The organism is Nocardia pseudovaccinii, assembly GCF_050942345.1.
Lineage (GTDB): Bacteria > Actinomycetota > Actinomycetes > Mycobacteriales > Mycobacteriaceae > Nocardia > Nocardia pseudovaccinii.
Genome location: NZ_CP192074.1, coordinates 3,753,674 through 3,768,221, shown reverse-complemented (window position 1 = coordinate 3,768,221; position 14,548 = coordinate 3,753,674). Strand labels below are relative to the sequence as shown.

Genomic DNA, 14,548 nt, shown 5'->3' with positions numbered 1-14,548 from the left:
GGCGTCGATTCGATTCAGCGGTAGTGCCGAATCACCAACCGCGCTCGGCCAGCCGGTGATCGACCGGCAGCTCCTCGACATTGATGCCGACCATGGCCTCGCCCAGACCGCGCGAAACCTTGGCGAGCACATCCGGGTCGTCGTAGAACGTAGTCGCCTTGACGATGGCGGCGGCGCGCTCCGCCGGATTGCCGGACTTGAAGATGCCCGAACCGACGAAGACACCCTCGGCGCCGAGCTGCATCATCATCGCGGCGTCGGCGGGGGTGGCGATACCGCCCGCGGTGAACAGCACGACCGGCAGCTTGCCGGTCTGCGCGACCTCGCGCACCAGCTCGTACGGCGCCTGCAACTCCTTGGCGGCGACGAACAGCTCGTCCTCGGGCAGCGACGACAGCTTGCGAATCTCGGCGCGGATCTTGCGCATGTGGGTGGTGGCATTGGAGACGTCACCGGTGCCCGCCTCACCCTTGGAGCGAATCATGGCCGCACCCTCGGTGATCCGGCGCAGCGCCTCGCCCAGGTTGGTGGCACCGCACACGAACGGCACAGTGAAGTTCCACTTGTCGATGTGGTTGGCGTAGTCGGCGGGGGTCAGCACCTCGGATTCGTCGATGTAGTCGACGCCGAGGCTCTGCAGGATCTGCGCCTCCACGAAGTGGCCGATACGCGCCTTGGCCATGACCGGAATCGAGACGGCGGAGATGATGCCGTCGATCATGTCCGGATCGCTCATCCGGGAGACGCCGCCCTGTGCGCGGATATCGGCCGGAACACGCTCCAGGGCCATCACCGCGACCGCGCCGGCGTCCTCGGCGATCTTGGCCTGCTCGGGGGTGACGACATCCATGATCACCCCGCCCTTGAGCATCTCGGCCATCCCGCGCTTCACGCGGGCGGTGCCGATGGTGTTGGTGGTCTCGGGCGTGGTCACGGCAAACTCCTGAGTCATGTGCGCCAATCGGGTCGCTTGGAACTAACGCCACCGATTCTAGGCGGGCCGATCAGGCCACTTGATAGCCAGTTGGCCACCACTGGCCTTGCCCCGACCAGCGGGTCCGCGTCCGGTCCGCAACCACTGGACCGGTCCCGAGACGGATCCGTCGGGGCCGACGCAAGTCTTGCGCCGCCCCGACGAACACCCGACGGGAACTACAGCGGGCCGACTACCAGCAACTGGGCCCAATACCCCGCGGCATCGGAACCCAACAACGGCAATAGGAAATCGAACAACAGGTAGGACATGTACTGCTTACCTTCCACACGCCAACGGACCATCTCACTGCAGTGGAAGTACCACCAGAACTCCCGGTGGCGCTCCCCCACCAGCACTACCCAGGCGGCAGCAATCCAGTCGCGACGCTATCACGATCGTGAAACACATCACAGCCGAAAGATCCAGGCGCGCACGCTGTTCGCGCTCAGGGCAGCCCGATCACCGGATAGACCGCACCTCGGGATCGGAATCACCCGACGCGGCTTTGGCAGCTTCGGGAAGCAGTTGGTCCAGGTGGTAGGGGTAAACGGTCTCGCCGGTGTGGTCCAGGGTGACGATATCCGACCCGGTGCACCACTTGTTGCCGGTGATGCTGCGTCGCTCGACCGCGGTGAGATTGCCCGGCTGGGGGTCGAAGGCCGGGACACGCAGGGCGAAGAACAGCTCCTCGGCCCGGATGAGTTCACCGTCGAACGGGAATACCGCGACCCGTCGCCAGATGGGACCGCGCAGCGCGGTCGGATCCGCGGTGTGCCCCGTCTCCTCCCAGAGCTCGCGCACCGCCGCACTGCGCAGGGTCTCCCCCGGTTCCACACCGCCACCGATGGTGAACCAGAAGGAGACGTCGGGGGTCTTGGGGTCGTTGCCGCGCATGAGCAGCACGCGGCCCTGCTCGTCGAGCAGCACCACGCGCGCCGAGGTGCGGACCGTATCGACAGCCAGGCCGGTCGACGCGGCCGGGGTGGCGCGTTCGCTGATCTCGAAATATGTCGGTAGCGGCGCGGTACCGCCCAGGTGCAGGATGCGGACCGGGCGACGAGTGCGCAGGGCGAGGGTGTCGCGCACCGCGTCGTTGTGGAAGCGACGCGCGATCAGCACTCGGGCCTCGGCATCGGCGAGTTCGGCGACCTGCTGTGGGCGCAACTTGGCGATATCGATCGCGGAAAGCGCTGCGGAGAGCTGATTTTCGATGGTTTCACGGTCGGCGCGGCCCGCCCGCTCGGCCCGATCGGCGAGTGTGGTGAGCCGTTTGGCCTGCTCGCCCAGCGCGGCATCGGCAGTCGGGCCCGCGATGGCCACGGCGACCGATCTGGCCACCACCGCCCGCCGTGCCAACGCACCGTCGAGGGCCTGCCAGGACTGATCCGACCGCACGTGCAACCGGTCGAGCCGGTTCGCCGTCGAGGCCGCCCACAGACCGATCGCGACGACCACCGCGGCGATGAGCGCGAGTACGAGAACCGTTGTGGCGGAGAACGTAATCATCCAGCAGCCCTCACCGTGCTATCGATCATCCAGCGGCCCGCACGCGCGTATCCCCCACCGTGACGGTTTCGTAGACGCGCAGGATCTGTTCGGCGACCACCGGCCAGTCGTATTCGCCGACCACCTGATCGGCGGTGTGGATCAGGGCTTCGCGGCGCACATCGTCGGTGAGCAGGGTGTCCAGCGCCGCGGCGAGTCGAACCGAATCACCCACCGGGACGAGCATTCCCGCCGTGCCATCGCGTAATACCCGACGGAAGGCGTCCAATTCGCTTGCCACCACGGCGGTTCCGGCCGCCATCGCCTCGATCAGGATGATGCCGAAGCTCTCCCCACCGAGATTCGGCGCGACGTACACGTCCGCGCTGCGCATCGCCGAGGCCTTCTCCTCGTCCGACACCTGACCGAGGAAACGCAGATGCCGGGCGAGTGGCCCGGCCTCGCGGCGCAGCCGCTCCTCGTCACCGCGCCCGACGATGAGGATCTCGACATCGGGATGTCTGCGCACCAATTCGGGCAGCGCGCCGAGCAGGACTTCCATCCCCTTGCGCGGTTCGTCGTAGCGACCGAGGAACAGCACCGTTCCGCCCGCGCGCGGATATCCGGGCAGCATCGGGGCTCGTGCGAAGGCGGGCACGGCGACGCCGTTGGGAATCTCGACCGCGTCCGAACCGAGCGCCTCCACTTGCCAGCGCCGGGCCAGCTCGGAGACCGCGATCCGGCCGCTGATCTTCTCGTGATAGGGCCGCAGCACACCCTGAAAGGTGCTCAGCACCAACGATTTCGTGGTCGAGGTGTGGAAGGTGGCCACGATCGGCCCCTCGGCGATCTTCAGCGCGAGCATGGACAGGCTCGGCGCATTCGGTTCGTGGATGTGCAGCACATCGAAATCGTTGCCGTCGATCCAGCGCCGAATCCTGGTGTAGGCCATGGGGCCGAAGGACAGCCGGGCGACCGAACCGTTGTACGGAATAGCCACCGCGCGACCGGCCGACACCACGAAGTCCGGCAGCGGCGTGTCCTCCGACGCGGGCGCGAGCACGCTCACCTTGTGGCCGCGTTCGATGAATACTCGCGCCAATTCCACGACATGGGCCTGCACGCCACCGGGGACATCGAAAGAATAGGGGCAGACCATGCCGATTTTCATGGTGTCTTCTCCCCTGTGGCGCTGTCCAACCTGGCCTGCGCCGCGGCGATCCTGGCTCGCCGCTCCGCCGAAAGGTCCTGCTCCCATTGTGGCTGCAACATATGCCAATCGGCGGGATGCTCGGCGATATTGGCCGCGAACCGGTCGGCCAGCGCCTGGGTGACCGCCGCGACACCGTCCGAAACATCCAGCGGTGCTTCGGTCTTCATCCCCCAGCCCTCGCGGCCATCGGCAGCTACGGTGAACCAGACGTGCACCGGAATCAGCGCCGCACCGGTCTCGATGGCCAGCTTCGCCGCCCCCGCGGGCAGCCAGGTGCGCTCGCCGTACATGGTCACCGGGACACCTTTACCGGTCAGATCCCGCTCGCCCATCAGGCATACGACATTGTTCGCGCGCAGGCGGGCGGCCAGCGCGGTGAACGGCGGCTGCTCACCACCGGTCAGCGGGAAGACCTCGAAACCCAGGCTCTCCCGGTAGGCGACGAACCGCTCGAACAGCGATTCCGGCTTCAACCGTTCGGCGACGGTCGCCAACGTGCCGCTGTGGCCGACCAACCAGACCCCGGCCGCATCCCAGTTCCCGGAGTGCGGCAGCGCAAGCACCACACCGCGTCCCCGCGCCAGGGCGGCGTCCAGATTCTCCACGCCCTCCACGAGCGATCCGGTCAGTGCCGAGTGATCCATCGTCGGCAGTCGGAAGGCTTCGCGCCAGTAGCGGGCGTAGGAACGCATACTCGCGCGGATCAGCTCGTCGGGCACCTCGGCCGGAGTCACACCGAGCACACGAGCGAGATTGCGCCGCAACTGATTCGGTTCGCCACCGGCGCGAAAGGCGCGATTCGCCTTGTCCGCGACCCGATTGCCGCCCCAATCGAAGGCCCGCCGCGCCGTGGATTCGGGCAGCGCCCGCACAACCCGCCAACCCGCCGCATAGGCCCAATCCGTCAGTCCGGACTTGATCCGCGAGCCGACGCCGTCGGACTGGGAACTCACGACTGCACCTCGCCGGCGCTCGGCTCCGTCGTGCGTTCCGCACGCTGGCATATGGTTCCCTCGCTTCGCTCGGTCACGAAGGCAACTCCGTCGCGTCCGCCGGATTCTGCGGCGGCGCGGGCGGAATCACGTCCCGCGCGCCCGGCGAATTCCGGACCGCCAGCACCCGCTGGAACACCGTGATAATGCTCAACACCGCCAGAATCCACATCGCCACATGCACGGCCCAGGTCAGCCATTCGATCCCCCAATACCCGCCGATTCCGGTGAATCCGGCGCCGACCAACACAATGATCAGCCGATCCGGCCGCTCGATGAGTCCACCGTCCGCGGATAGGCCACTGGCCTCGGCGCGCGCCTTCGCGTACGAAATCACCTGGGAGGTGATCAGAACCACCAGGGTTGCGAAGAACAGCGGCCTACTGTTCTCGTGATACACCGCCCACCAGGCCAACCCGGCGAAAATGGCGCCGTCGGCGACCCGGTCGCACGTGGCGTCGAGCACCGCACCGTATTTCGTGCCACCACCGCGCGCTCTCGCCATGGCGCCGTCAAGCATATCGAACATGACGAACAGCCAGATCACCATGGTTCCCCAGAACAGATGTCCGGTGGGGAACAAGGTGACCGCGGCCGTGATCGAGGCGACGGTGCCGATCACCGTGACCGCGTCGGGGGTGAGTCCGGTACTGACGAGCGCTCTGCCCAGCGGCGCAGTCGCTTTGGAGAACGTCTCGCGGCCGAAGAAGCTGAGCACCCTACTCGACTTCCTTCCACGCCGCCGAAAGCAGCGCCCGAGTTTCCCGCAGCAACTGCGGCATGACCTTCACTCCACCGACGATGGTGATGAAGTTGGCGTCCCCGCCCCAGCGCGGCACGATGTGCTGATGCAGGTGGTCGGCGAGTGAACCGCCTGCCACCCCACCGAGATTCAGGCCGACATTGAAACCGTGTGGCCGCGAGACCCGCTTCATCACCCGAATCGCCTGCTGGGTGAACGACATCAGTTCGGCGCTCTCCTCGAGCGTCAGATCCTCGAGGTTGGCCACCTTGCGGTAGGGCACCACCATCATGTGCCCCGGGTTGTACGGATACAGATTCAGTACCGCGTAGACGTGCTCGCCACGGGCGATGACCAGACCGTCCTCATCCGACATCTTCGGAATATCCGTAAATGGATGGCCCGTGGTGTCTTTCGGATTGGCGGTGGCGGCCTCGGCGATATAGGACATCCGGTACGGAGTCCACAGCCGCTGCAACCGATCCGGCTCACCGGCACCGGTATCCACGATGCTCCCCTGTTCGTCCGAGTCCGCGTTCAAATCCACGAGCCCGTCCGGCACCGTGCGCTCAGTCATGCTCTGTCCGATCTGGTACGTGCGGGGGCCCTCCGTGGTTACGCCCGCTGCCTCCTCCGGGCCCTGACTGCTCATACCGGGCCCTTCACCACAAAACCCTCGGCGGTCGGCGAGGCGTTCTCCCGGTTCGCGATCCATTCCACGATCGTGGCCACCGCGGCGGCGACCGGCACGCCGTTGACCTGGGTGCCGTCGCGGAAGCGGAAGCTGACCGCGCCCGCGTTCACATCGCGCTCACCAGCGAGCAGCATGAACGGGATCTTCTGCGCAGTGTTGTTGAAGATCTTCTTCTGCATCCGGTCGTCGCTGCGATCGACCTGCGCGCGGATACCTGCGTCCTGCAGCTGCTCGATGACCGAATCCAGATGCGGCGCAAAGGTTTCCGCGACCGGGATGCCGACGACCTGGACCGGCGAGAGCCAGGCGGGGAAGGCGCCCGCGTAATGTTCGGTGAGCACACCGAAGAAGCGTTCGATGGAACCGAACAGTGCGCGGTGGATCATTACCGGCCGCTGCTTGGTGCCGTCGGAGGCGGTGTATTCCAGGTTGAAGCGCTCGGGCAGGTTGAAGTCGAGCTGGATGGTCGACATCTGCCAGGTGCGCCCGAGCGCATCCTTGGCCTGCACGGAGATCTTCGGTCCGTAGAAGGCGGCGCCGCCCGGATCCGGGACCAGCTCCAGTCCGGAGTCGGTGGCCACCTTGCGCAGAGTCTCGGTGGCCTCCTCCCACATCTCCTCGGAGCCGACGAACTTCTTCGGATCCTTGGTGGAAAGCTCGAGGTAGAAGTCGTCGAGGCCGTAGTCGGCGAGCAGCCCGAGCACGAATTGCAGCGTGCTGGTCAGCTCGGCGTGCATCTGCTCCTTGGTGCAGTAGATGTGCGCATCGTCCTGGGTCATGCCGCGCACCCTGGTCAGGCCGTGCACGACACCGGACTTCTCGTAGCGGTAGACCGAGCCGAACTCGAACATCCGCAGCGGCAGCTCCCGATAGGACCGGCCGCGCGAGCGGAAGATCAGGTTGTGCATCGGGCAGTTCATCGGCTTGACGTAATAGTCCTGGCCGGGCTTGCGGACGGTGCCGTCCTCGTTGAGTTCGGCGTCCAGGTGCATGGCCGGGAACATGCCGTCCTTGTACCAGTCCAGGTGACCGGAGACCTCGAACAGATGTCCCTTGGTGATGTGCGGCGTATTGACGAATTCGTAGCCCGCGGCGACGTGGCGGCGGCGCGAGTACTCCTCGAGCTCCTTGCGGATGATGCCGCCCTTGGGATGGAAGACCGGCAGGCCGGAGCCGAGTTCGTCGGGGAAGCTGAACAGATCCAGCTCCAGACCGAGTTTGCGGTGGTCGCGGCGCTCGGCCTCCTCGAGCAGGTGCAGATGCTCGTCCAGGGACTCCTGCGATTCCCAGGCGGTGCCGTAGATGCGCTGCAGATCCTCACGGTTCTGGTCGCCGCGCCAGTAGGCGGCGGAGCTGCGGGTCAGCTTGAAGGCGGGGATGAATTTGGTGGTCGGGATGTGCGGCCCGCGGCACAGATCGCCCCACACCCTTTCGCCGGTGCGCGGATCCAGGTTGTCGTAGATGGTCAGCTCTTTGCCGCCGACCTCCATGACCTCCGGATCGTCGATACCGGATTTGTCGCTGATCAGCTCGAGCTTGAACGGCTCCTTCGCCAGCTCGACACGCGCGTCGTCGACCTCGACCACTCGGCGCGAAAACCGCTGCGCGCCTTTGACGATCTTCTTCATCCGGGATTCCAGCTTGGCCAGATCCTCGGGAGTGAACGGCCGGTCGACCTGGAAGTCGTAGTAGAAGCCGTCCTTGATGGGCGGGCCGATGCCGAGCTTGGCCTCGGGGAACTCCTGCTGCACGGCCTGGGCCAGCACATGCGCTGCCGAATGCCGGATCACGCTGCGGCCGTCCTCGGTATTGGCGGCGACCGGCTCGACCTCGACATCGGTGTCCGGGGTCCAGGACAGATCCTTGAGCCCCTCCGCATCGCGTACCACGACGATGGTGTCCGGCCCCTTCGTCGGCAGTCCCGCCTCGCGCACCGCGGCACCCGCCGTCGTCCCGGCCGGCACCCGAACGAGGGCGACAGGGCTGATAGGTGCTGAGGTGGTCACGGCGAGAGACTCCTTGGCGTTCGCTGGCGGGCGTGTTCCCGCGCTGGTGCGGGCGGTTGCCCACAGGTCATCGTCGGAGGCGAATTCCTCCGGCGCGACCATGCTATCGGCACCCTGGCGGCCCCGCGTCGATGGACTCGGATCGCCGCGTCGCGGGTCGACCGGCGCCGTTGCGCGAGACCAGAACGTGACATCCGGCAATCGGTTCCGTCATGGGACTGCCGCCGGTTCGATGCGGTGTGCCCGTCGGCGCCGCGGACCCGCCTCGTTCGGAACCGACGCCGGGTTCGACGGATTGCGCCGAGTGTGCTCTGCTCGGCCGATCCGGCGATTTCTGCCAGGTTCGCGCGAACAGTCTCGCTCCACACGCCCATGCCGGGAAAGTACGCACACAGCCCGTCGCGGATGTTCAGGTACGCCGCGTGGACGCCGAATACCTTGCGGGCGATCAGCTTTCGGCAGCGAGCCGAGCCAGGAGTGCCTTGCGTTCAGCGGGGGGCCGCTTCGGGCAACTGGTGCACATTTCGCAGCCGGGCACCTCGAAGACCAGGCAGCACGAGATCCGGCGGACAAAGGTCCGCCCGCCGACATCCACGAACCGCGGTACCGGCAGCTTCCCACCGACCTCGCCTGCGAGCCGCGTCCCGGCCTCGGGATTCCCGGCGTCGAGGGCCCGGTTCCCGATGGCATCGGCGGCGATCGCCCAGAGTGAGGGCACTCCCGCACCGGAGACCGCCGCTACGGGGCCGATCACGGCCGCCAAGGTCTCCCGCAACGCCTGCGCGCAGGCATGGCCGAGCGCGGCGTCGGACTCGTGCGGTGCACCGCTGTCACCGTCGAGACCATGCCCTACGCCCACACGTGCGACGGGGTGGATATGGACTCGTTCTATGCCGCCGTCCGGGCGGACCGCACAGTCGAGGTGGTCCAGGAACGGCACCGGCGCCGGTTTCTCGTTCGCGTAGGCGCATGCGAGTTGTTCGACCAGTGCCGATGCGACCATGCACCACCAGAGCGTGCCGGATACGCGCGGTTCGGCGGTGCCCCAGGAGCGGCCCATTTCCGCGATGCGGGCCGACAGCCAGTCCGGTTCGGTCAGGGTGCGGCCGGGGACCGTGTTCACCGTTCCAGGGGACTGTGCAACCACTGCCATTCGACTCCGATCCAGCCGCCGACCAACCCGAATGTTCCCAATACCCATAGTGTCGCGAGGACCAGCGCGAAGGTCGCCACCGCCGCGAACACCCGCATGGCCGGGCCCCGTGCGGAGTACCACGCCATACCCTGCCGGTACTTGTCACGCAGCCAGCCGAGCGCCCGGCGCGCCCAGGCGAATTCGGTGGCGAGAATGCCAAGTCCGGCGAATACGATCGCCCAGCCGGGGCCGGGATAGGGAATCGCCAGGATTCCGACGACCAGCACCGCGATGCCGACCACCGCGACCCCGATCCGGTAGGCGAGGTTCAGCGTAGGCCGCGCGGCCAGCCGGGCGCGGAAGGCGCGCCATCCGGTGCGCGTGGGTTCGGATTCCAACTCGACACTCATCTCCATCAGCCTACGAGCGACATGCGTGGACCCGCCCGAGCGAGGTCGGGCGGGTCCAGCTGTCATCGGCTCAGACGAGTTCCGGCGTGACCCGCGCGCCGGTGTCGTCGATATGGGCGAGGCCATTCACGGTCACCTCGATGACGCGCGCGCTGGCGATATCGAAGAACAGACCCGACACCGTCACGCCACGCTCGGCCACCGCCGCACGCACGGCGGGATGCCGGTGCAGCGTTTCCAACTGCACGGCCACATTGACCATGCTCAACTGGTCGACCTCACCGAAGCCGACGGCCGCGGCCGCCTGCGCCACCGGGTGCCCGAGCCGGAACTGCTCCATGCTCGGGTGCGCATGCGCGAGCCACGGCCCGATCCCCGGTCCGTCATCGGTGCCGGAATGCAGCGCCTTCATGGCACCGCACGACGAATGCCCGCACACCACGATGGACCGGACATTCAGCTCGTTGAGCGCGAAGACCAGTGCGGCCTCCACCGACGCGTCACCGCTGTCCGGCACCAGATTGCCCACATTGCGCACCGTGAACATGTCACCGGGACCGCTGTTGGTGATGACGTTCGGAACAACTCGGGAGTCCGCGCAGGTCAGGAAGAAGGTATCGGGATCCTGGCGGTCACGCAGTTCGTCCAGATGCGGACGTACGACATGGGCGTGGCTGCGGTGGTAGGCGGCGACACCCGAGGTCACTCGGTCGGTATTCGCGTCGTCGCCGCGCCACGGGCCGAGGATCTCGTCGAGCACCGCGCGCCCGAATCCGCGGGCGGGCGGACCGGCGGTCGCGTGCGCCATCCGCGCACTGCCGATTTCCACGAAATCGACGGCACCGCCGGTGCTTTCCTGCTGCCGCACCCAGTCCTCGATGGCTTCGAAGGCGGCATGGTCGAGGAAGTCGACCGTCATCTCGACGGTGACGTCCACGCCTGCGGGCACCTTCGCGAATTCCGCGGACAGCTTCGGCAGCGCGAGGAAAGTGCAGGAACCATCGATGGTGAGCAGCCAGCGCCGCGAATCGGGAATCTGCACGGCCGCCACGGCGACTCGAACGACGCGCCACAGCAGCAGCCCGAACGCCAGTGCCAGACCGATGATTACGCCTTCCAGCAGATTCAGGAAGACCACGCCGAGGATGGTGACGACATAGATGAGCAGATCGCCGGTGCGCCTGGCCATCTTGATGTGGGCCAGCTTCACCAGCTGGATACCGATGACGATCAGCAGACCAGCGAGCGCGGACTTCGGAATCTGCTGCACCACCCCGGCCAGGACGACCGAGAACAGCAGTATCCAGCAGCCGTGCAGCACAGCCGAGGCACGGCTGCGCGCACCCGCCTGCACGTTGGTGGCACTACGCACGATCACGCCGGTGACCGGCAGGCCGCCTAGTAGACCCGAGAGCACATTTGCCGAGCCCTGACCGATCAGCTCGCGATCGAAATTGGTGCGCTTACCGGTGTGCATCTTGTCCACGGCCACCGCCGATAGCAGACTCTCGACGCTGGCGATGAGCGCGACGGTCAGAATCATCAGCGCCACCGCGGACCAGTTACCACTGGGGATCTGCGGTAGGCCGATTGCGTCGAACAGCGAGCCGTTCAACACGATTCGCTCGGCCTCGAAGGGCAGCACCAGCGACAGCACCGTGCCGGCCAAGACCGCCACCAGCGGTCCGGGCACCGCCCGCACCTTCGCGGGCATCCGGCGCCAGCCGAGCATGATCGCGATGACCACCGCGCCGATGATCGCGTCGTCACCGTGCAGCGACAACAATTGCGAGGGCAACTGGGCGATGTTGTTCCAGGCAGAACTGTGCGAGGACCCACCGAGCAGCACGTGAACCTGTTGCAGCGCAATGGTTATGCCGATGCCCGCGAGCATCGCGTGCACCACCACCGGCGCGACGGCCAATGCGGCCCGCGCAATCCGGCTGAGCCCGAATAGGATTTGCAGCACACCGGCCGCAACGACAATGAAAGTCGTTGTACGCCAACCGAATTGGCTGATGGATTCGGCGACGACGACGGTCAGACCCGCGGCCGGGCCACTGACCTGCAATATCGAACCGCCGAGCGTGCCCGCGACGATGCCGCCGATGACAGCGGCGATGAGTCCGGCGGCGACGGGCGCGCCGGAGGCGACCGCGATGCCGAGGGACAGCGGCAACGCGACCAGGAAGACCACGATAGAGGACGGCAGATCGTGGCGCAGAATCGATGTCAATCGATCGGACAGAGGTTCGGAACTGCGATGGCCCTCGCCCTGTTCAGTGGGCGGTAACGGTGGTGCGGCTACAGCGCTATCAATAGCCATTGACTTCTCCTTCGCCGACTCGGCGCGAACGCCGAGGTCGGTTGACGATCCAAATGTCCAGCAGGGCACAGACCGCGAACCGGCATCTCGCGGTGAAGCAGTTCCCGACACAGCGATGGGTCGAGATGTAAATCGCATCAAGGCTATTAGTAAAGACTTAGCAAAGCCTGAGAAGTTGCCTGGAAATGCTCGAATCCATACCTCCGAATCGGTGTGAAACGCGACACATCCGTGCCGAGTTCGCCTGTCGGGCCGCATCATTCGGCCCACACTCGGCGACTAGACGGGCTCGGCAGTCACGCCGCGCACATCGGCCAACTCATCGAACGCTTCGACCGTCAGCTCGTCGTCGAACTCGGCAATGCTGTCCATGGTCACCTCGATGACCCGGGCCGTCGCGAGATCGAAGAACAGTCCGGACACCGCCACTCCCCGTTCCTCCACCCCGCGCCGGACCACCGGATGGGCGTGCAACCGCTCCAGTTGCAGTGCCACATTCACCATGCCCAGCTGATCGACCGGGCCGAATCCGGCGAATGCCGCGGCATCGGCGACCGGATGTCCGAGCCGGAACCGGTCCAGGCTGGGCCGTGCGTGCGCGAGCCAGTCGCCCAGGCCGGGCCCCGTGCGAACCTCTCGGTGCAGTGCGTCCATCGCCCCGCAACCGGAGTGCCCGCAGACCACGACCGCGCGCACATCCAGCTTCTCCAGCGCGTAGACCAGCGCGGCCTCCACCGAGACATCGCTGCCACCGGACGGGACCAGATTGCCCACATTGCGGACGGTGAACAGATCCCCCGGCCCGCTATTGGTGATGACATTCGGCACGATGCGGGCATCGGCGCAGGTCAGGAAGAAGGTGTCGGCGTCGGGCCGGTTGCGCAATCCGTGCAGATGGGGGCGCATCAGATGGGCGTGGCCGCGATGATAGGCGGCGATACCCGCCGCGATCCGATCCTCCCGGTTACCCGTGCGCCGCCACGGCCCGATGACCTCATCGATGACCTGACGCGAGTGCCCACGTTCGGGCGGGCCCGCCACCGCGGTCGCCATCCGCGCGCTGCCGATTTCGACGAAATCGACTGTGCCACCGGCGGCCTCACGCAGACCGGCCCAGTCGGCGATCAGCTCGTAGGAGGCGTGGTCGAGGAAGTCGACCGTCATCTCGATGGTCACGTCCACCTCGGCGGGGACCTTCGCCAGTTCTGCTGTCAGCTTGGGCAGCGCGAGGAAGGTGCAGGTGCCATCGATGGTGATCAGCCAGCGGCGGGTATCGGCCACCGGTTCGGCATGGATGCTAACCCGCACCACCCGCCACAGCAGCAGGCCGAAGGCGAGTACGAGCCCGATCACCATGCCTTGCAACAGGTTCAGGAACACCACGCCCAGTACCGTTGCCACGTAGACGAACAGATCGCCGTTGCGCCGAGCCAACCGGATATGGGCCAGCTTCACCAGCTGTACGCCGACGAGGATGAGCAGACCCGCGAGTGCCGCCTTGGGAATCTGTTGCACCAACCCGGCCAGCGCGACCGCGAACAGCAGGATCCATACACCGTGCAGCACCGTCGCGGCTCTGGTCCGCGCCCCAGCGTGGGCATTGGTAATGCTGCGGACGATCACGGCCGCGATCGGCAGACCACCGAGCAGACCCGACACCACATTGGCCGAGCCCTGCCCGATCAGCTCGCGATCGAAATTGGTTCGATGGTCAGGGCGCGTCTTGTCCACGGCGACCGCCGAGAGCAGGCTCTCTATGCTGGCGATCAGTGCGATCGTCACCATGGCCGTCGCGACGGCGAACCAACTGCCGGACGGTATCGCGGGCAAACCGATCGAATCGATCAGCGAACCATTGAGCACGACGCGCTCGACATGGGTCGGCAGTATCAGCGACAGGATCGTGGCGACCACCACGGCGACGAGCGGCCCCGGCACGACGCGGATCGTGGGCGGGACGAATCTCCAGCCGATCAGAATGATGATCACCACCAGGCCGACGACCAGATCACCGCGGTGCACCGACATCAACTGATGCGGCAGCTGGGTGAGGCTCGCGTACGACGAACTCAGCGAGTTGCCGCCGAGCAGAATATGGACCTGTTGCAGCGCGATGATGACGCCGATACCGGCGAGCATTGCATGGACCACCACCGGCGCGATGGCGAGCGCGCCTCGCGCAACGCGACTGAGCCCGAACAGAATCTGCAATAGGCCCGCACCTATGGTGATGAAACAGGTAGCGGCCCAACCGAACTGGTGCACGCTCTCGGCAACGACAACGGTGAGACTGGCCGTCGGCCCGCTGACCTGCACGGCCGAGCCACCTAGTAGCCCGGCGACGACACCGCCGACGACAGCGGCGATGAGTCCAGCGGCAACCGGCGCGCCCGAGGCGACCGCGATGCCTAGTGAAAGTGGTAGTGCGACAAGGAAAACCACAACCGAAGCGGGTAGGTCATGGCGGCCGACGGCGGCGAGACTTGCTGGAAGACTTGCGCGAAGCGGCGACGTCCGTGGTACGGGATCGGTGTCGGTGGACATTATTCTCCTTCGCCGAAACGGCGTG

12 protein-coding genes are annotated in these 14,548 nt (G+C 66.4%); all 12 read right to left on the bottom strand.

Annotated elements, in window-relative coordinates; genetic code table 11:
* Window positions 1–31 precede the first annotated feature (31 nt).
* Complete coding sequence (gene pdxS / locus ACQPZ2_RS16965; RefSeq protein WP_040692437.1) at window positions 32–934, bottom strand: pyridoxal 5'-phosphate synthase lyase subunit PdxS; 903 nt, start codon at window positions 932–934, stop codon at window positions 32–34.
* Window positions 935–1,152: 218 nt separating this feature from the next.
* A complete protein-coding gene (locus tag ACQPZ2_RS16960) occupies window positions 1,153–1,326 on the bottom strand; it encodes a hypothetical protein (RefSeq protein WP_433526426.1) in 174 nt (57 codons plus the stop codon).
* 109 nt (window positions 1,327–1,435) lie between these two features.
* Entirely contained in the window at window positions 1,436–2,479 is a 1,044-nt protein-coding gene (locus tag ACQPZ2_RS16955; protein ID WP_433527444.1) for an NUDIX hydrolase, read from the bottom strand.
* Window positions 2,480–2,507: 28 nt separating this feature from the next.
* Window positions 2,508–3,632 (bottom strand): glycosyltransferase family 4 protein, encoded by a 1,125-nt coding sequence (locus ACQPZ2_RS16950; protein ID WP_387284728.1) that lies wholly within the window; start codon window positions 3,630–3,632, stop codon window positions 2,508–2,510.
* Window positions 3,629–4,627, bottom strand: coding sequence for a phosphatidylinositol mannoside acyltransferase (locus tag ACQPZ2_RS16945; protein WP_433526425.1), 999 nt, complete (start codon window positions 4,625–4,627; stop codon window positions 3,629–3,631). Before ACQPZ2_RS16945 ends, ACQPZ2_RS16950 begins: the two co-directional genes overlap by 4 nt.
* Before the next feature lie 73 nt (window positions 4,628–4,700).
* Window positions 4,701–5,384, bottom strand: coding sequence for a phosphatidylinositol phosphate synthase (gene pgsA, locus ACQPZ2_RS16940; RefSeq protein WP_433526424.1), 684 nt, complete (start codon window positions 5,382–5,384; stop codon window positions 4,701–4,703).
* A gap of 1 nt (window position 5,385) precedes the next feature.
* On the bottom strand, window positions 5,386–5,985 hold the full coding sequence (locus ACQPZ2_RS16935; protein WP_433526423.1) for an HIT family protein: 600 nt from the start codon (window positions 5,983–5,985) through the stop codon (window positions 5,386–5,388).
* Window positions 5,986–6,056: 71 nt separating this feature from the next.
* Window positions 6,057–8,108, bottom strand: a complete 2,052-nt coding sequence (gene thrS, locus ACQPZ2_RS16930; RefSeq protein ID WP_433527443.1) for a threonine--tRNA ligase — start codon at window positions 8,106–8,108, stop codon at window positions 6,057–6,059.
* Between the two features lie 448 nt (window positions 8,109–8,556).
* Entirely contained in the window at window positions 8,557–9,231 is a 675-nt protein-coding gene (locus ACQPZ2_RS16925; RefSeq protein WP_433526422.1) for a (2Fe-2S)-binding protein, read from the bottom strand.
* Entirely contained in the window at window positions 9,228–9,653 is a 426-nt protein-coding gene (locus ACQPZ2_RS16920) for a TIGR02611 family protein (protein ID WP_433526421.1), read from the bottom strand. The genes ACQPZ2_RS16925 and ACQPZ2_RS16920 overlap by 4 nt, the downstream gene beginning before the upstream one ends.
* 70 nt (window positions 9,654–9,723) lie before the next feature.
* The gene (locus tag ACQPZ2_RS16915; protein ID WP_433526420.1) at window positions 9,724–11,979 is read right to left on the bottom strand and encodes a SulP family inorganic anion transporter; all 2,256 of its coding nucleotides are present in this window, start codon (window positions 11,977–11,979) and stop codon (window positions 9,724–9,726) included.
* A 279-nt stretch (window positions 11,980–12,258) separates the two neighbouring features.
* A complete protein-coding gene (locus tag ACQPZ2_RS16910) occupies window positions 12,259–14,523 on the bottom strand; it encodes a SulP family inorganic anion transporter (RefSeq protein ID WP_433526419.1) in 2,265 nt (754 codons plus the stop codon).
* Window positions 14,524–14,548 lie beyond the last annotated feature (25 nt).